At 64.2% G+C, this 3819-nt stretch carries 3 protein-coding genes; 2 read left to right on the top strand and 1 reads right to left on the bottom strand.

The annotated features are described in order from the left end of the window. Window positions 1-518: 518 nt before the first annotated feature. Together I6U14_RS04970 and I6U14_RS04975 are read left to right on the top strand one after the other, a co-directional pair. On the top strand, window positions 519-1817 hold the full coding sequence (locus tag I6U14_RS04970; protein ID WP_296897375.1) for a molybdopterin-dependent oxidoreductase: 1299 nt from the start codon (window positions 519-521) through the stop codon (window positions 1815-1817). Between the two features lie 196 nt (window positions 1818-2013). Continuing rightward, complete coding sequence (locus I6U14_RS04975; protein ID WP_296897376.1) at window positions 2014-2925, top strand: cytochrome c family protein; 912 nt, start codon at window positions 2014-2016, stop codon at window positions 2923-2925. A 191-nt stretch (window positions 2926-3116) separates the two neighbouring features. Here I6U14_RS04975 and I6U14_RS04980 read toward each other — a convergent pair whose 3' ends face one another. Beyond that, window positions 3117-3737, bottom strand: a complete 621-nt coding sequence (locus tag I6U14_RS04980; protein ID WP_296897377.1) for a phosphoribosyltransferase — start codon at window positions 3735-3737, stop codon at window positions 3117-3119. Window positions 3738-3819 lie beyond the last annotated feature (82 nt).

Below are 3819 nucleotides of genomic sequence, written 5' to 3' on the forward strand. Positions count from 1 at the left end.
GGGCGTCCTGCCCCGCACGGGAAGCGCCAATAAATCGGCGCTTCCCTAGCGCGGCACCCGGTCCACCATGACCGGCTCGGCGGCACCGAGCTGGTCGTGCTCACCGCGCATTCTGGTTCGGCTGGTATGCACAGTTTCCGCAGACGCGGCTCGTGCAGTAGTCGAGTGGCAGGAGCTCGGTGCAGTCCCGGGGCGCGCCGCCCGGTAAGCGCGGCCAGCATCAAGTTGGAATCTACAAAGCTCTCCCCTCATAATCAAAAAGGCCGCGACCAGCCCCGACCGAGAGGTTGTGAAGAAACCCACCGACCTACTGCGGACGCCTCCGGACGCGCCCAGCGGCGTTGCGCAGAGCCGCACAGCGGGTCACTTAGAACGACTAAGCTCCCCACTGTTCGGCTCTGCGCGCCTTGCTGGGCACGCCCGGAGACGCCCTCGCAACGGCCGGCAGATTTTTCACAACCTCTGAGTTCAGGCGCCAGCGGCGACCACCAGATAAACATACCGGAGGAGAACATACCGTGACCAAGAAAAAAGTCGATCTGTTCGACCTGTATGCTGAGGATCCTGAGAAGGCCGACCGCGTCGTGTTCGGTCGCGTTTCCAACCCAGACCGACGCGGCTTTCTCAAGGGCGCTGGGCTCGCCACCATGGCGGCTGCACTGGGCGGCTACATCCCGTTTCATCGCAATATGCCCGCGGGCTTCATCCCGGCTGCGATGGCGGAGGAGCCGTTTGTGATCGAAGGCAAGGACGGCCTGACCATTCTGAACGACCGACCGGTCAACGCGGAGTGCCCGGCGCACCTGCTCGACGACGAGGTCACGCCCACCAATCGGCTGTTCGTGCGCAATAACGGCATTCCGCCGTCGAGCATGGACCCGGACAGCTGGACCCTCACCATCGACGGCGAGGTGGATCAGCCGATGGAGCTGACCATCGCCGAGCTCAAAGACAAGTTCGACGTCGTCACGCGGCAGCTGCAGCTGGAATGCGGCGGCAACGGCCGATCCTTTTTCGACCCGAAGGCCAGGGGAAATCAATGGACCGTCGGCGCCGTCGGCGCCTGCAACTGGACGGGCGTGCGCCTCGCGGACGTGCTCAACGCCGCGGGTGTCAAGGACAGTGCCGTCTACACCGCCCACTACGGCGCGGACGCCCACCTGTCCGGGGATCCAGAGAAGCTGCCGATCTCCCGCGGCGTGCCCATCGCAAAAGCACTGAATCCGCACAACCTGATCGCCTTTGAGCAGAACGGCGAGCCCATTCATCCCATGAACGGCGCCCCACTGCGGCTTGTCGTGCCGGGCTGGCCCGGCTCCTGCTCCCACAAATGGCTGACCCGCATCCAACTCCGTGACCAGGTTCACGACGGTGCCAAAATGACCGGCAAGTCTTACCGGGTTCCGGAATACCCGGTCGCGCCAGGCGAGGACGTGCCCGAGGAGGCCTTCAAGATCATCGAGTCCATGCCTGTGAAGTCGCTGATCACCTACCCGCAGAGCGGCATTGAGCTCCCCGCGAGCGAGCCCGTCCTGGAGGTGCGCGGCCATGCCTGGGCGGGCGACAACTGGGTCACGGCGGTCGACCTGTCCATCGACTTCGGCGCCACCTGGATCAAAACCAACCTGCGCAAGCCGGCCAATCCCTACGCCTGGCAGCACTTCGCCGCCGAGCTCAAATTCCCGATGAAGGGCTACTACGAGGTCTGGGCGCGGGCAACCGATGATCAGGGCCGCACGCAGCCGTTTGCGATCGCCTGGAACCCGAAAGGCTATCTAAATAACTCTATGCACCGGATCGCCTTGCGGGTGGTTTGACGAAAGGGCCGGCGGCCGTAGCATAACCCGGACAATCCCCGACTCCGACAACGGTGCGGGGATTAGTCAAGCTCCAAGGCCCGTACACGGTTGACTCTGACGGATCGCCTAGAGTCATGGCCAACTGCGTGGTTTTGATCGGCTTGTGAACACACACCTGACGGCTGCCAATCAGCAAACGCAGGATAAGAACCAGATGTTTACGCTTCCAAGAAGCTGCTGGCGCGCGGTTTCACTACTGTTAGTGGGCAGCCTGCTGCACACGTTTGCTGCGGCGGAAACCGCGCTGGATCCCATCAGCCCACGACTCGCGGGCGCAGACCCATCCCGCGGCGAAAAGATCTTCTTGCAGTGCAAGGCGTGCCATGTTGCCGAAGAGGGGGCGCCGGTCACCGTCGGCCCAAACCTCTGGGGTGTCGTCAATCGCCCGGTGGGGAGTCAGCAGGGTTTCGAGTACAGCGACAGCCTAAAGGCAATCGGCGGGCGCTGGGACTACGAGACCCTAAGCCGGTACCTGTTCGAGCCCGCGGCCATGGCCCCTGGCGGGCGTATGCTGTTCGACGGCGTAAAATCGGCGCGAGAGCGGGCGGACCTAATCGCCTATCTTCGCACCCTCGCGCACGAACCGGTGGCGCTGCCGGAGGTTCCCGCTGATGCCTTGGGACCTGCCTACGGGGGACTTCCCGCCGGCGACGGGCGCGAGGCGGTGTATTTCACCTGCCGCGCCTGTCACGCCCTTGAGCAGTTCACCGACCATACCCTGTCGCGAGACGAGTGGGATGCCCTTCTCGACGAAATGGTGAGCGACAACGGAATGGCCCAACCCGAGCCCTGGGCGCGGAGCCTGATGCTCGACTATCTCACCGTCAACTTCGGTGCTGAGCAAGACTGGCAGGGACTCCCGCCAGGTCCAGGTCGCGAGGAGGTCTTCTACACCTGCAAGGCCTGCCACTCACTGATGCTGGTGACCCAGCAGGGGATGAACCGGGCGCGCTGGGACGACACCCTGGAATGGATGGTGGAAGAGCAAGGCATGGATCCGATCGACGACGTCGCTACCCGCGACCTGATCCTCGACTACCTGTCGACGCACTTCAATTCCGGCTGAGGGCTGGATCGGCTCCGGCGCATCGTCCAAGGCGGCCGGCCCGCGCACGGGTGCGATTGATGACACCGGTCACCACGTCCACGGCGTTGCCGGTGTCCGCTGTGGGTTGGTTCGCCACTGTCGTTGATCGGAGGTCCGATGCCGGCTGAGGGTCGGGAATTGCCGCGCAAGGGTCCTCGGGCCAGCGGCGGCTATGTGTGGCTATGCGGACGCGAGCCGAGAGCCAGAAGGCGCTCCAGCAGGGATTCGGGAACGTCCAATCCGTAGTCCGCGCGCAGACGCCGCTTCGCCTCTTGGGTATCGCTCGGCGGTGGGTCCATCTGGCGCAGGAAACCTCCTAAGTCCTCCACCACTGCCCAGGGGTAGATCAGCCAACGCCATTCATCGATCACCCCACCCGCGTATTCGGCGCGCACGGGTGAGCTGGCCTTTTCATGCAGTACGGCCATGCGCACCTCGGCAGGCCCAAGGGCGTCCAGGTGCGCGCGGGCAGCCTGCAGGGTGTCGCCCGTGTCGTTGACATCATCCACCACCAACAGGCGCTGCCCTGCCACCGGAATACACAACGGATACTTGACCGTGGCCATCGGCTCCATGTCGGCGGGTGCCCGGTAATGCACTACGCGGATGCTCGTCAGGTTGAAGATGCCGAGCACGTCGCAAAGCACGCGCGCGGGGGTGAAGCCGCCCCGGGAGATGGCGACCACCAAGTCCGGCGCGAACCCCGAGGTCTGCACCTTCCCGGCCACAGTCCAGACCAGGTCGTAGACGGTTTCGTTCGACACCAACTCACAGCGCAGCTTCTCGGGCATAACAAGTTACCCATTTCCGAGTCAGGATCGGCATCGAGCCGCGTCGAAGTTGGTCCCGGCGCTGTTCCATGGGCACATCTGC

Source organism: Thiohalocapsa sp. (assembly GCF_019695415.1).
Taxonomy (GTDB): domain Bacteria; phylum Pseudomonadota; class Gammaproteobacteria; order Chromatiales; family Chromatiaceae; genus Thiohalocapsa.

Bases quoted from the DNA above. Each gene is read 5' to 3' on its own strand.
- I6U14_RS04975 (WP_296897376.1), top strand. From the start codon at position 2,014: ATGTTTACGCTTCCAAGAAGCTGCTGGCGCGCGGTTTCACTACTGTTA.
- I6U14_RS04980 (WP_296897377.1), bottom strand. From the start codon at position 3,737: ATGCCCGAGAAGCTGCGCTGTGAGTTGGTGTCGAACGAAACCGTCTAC.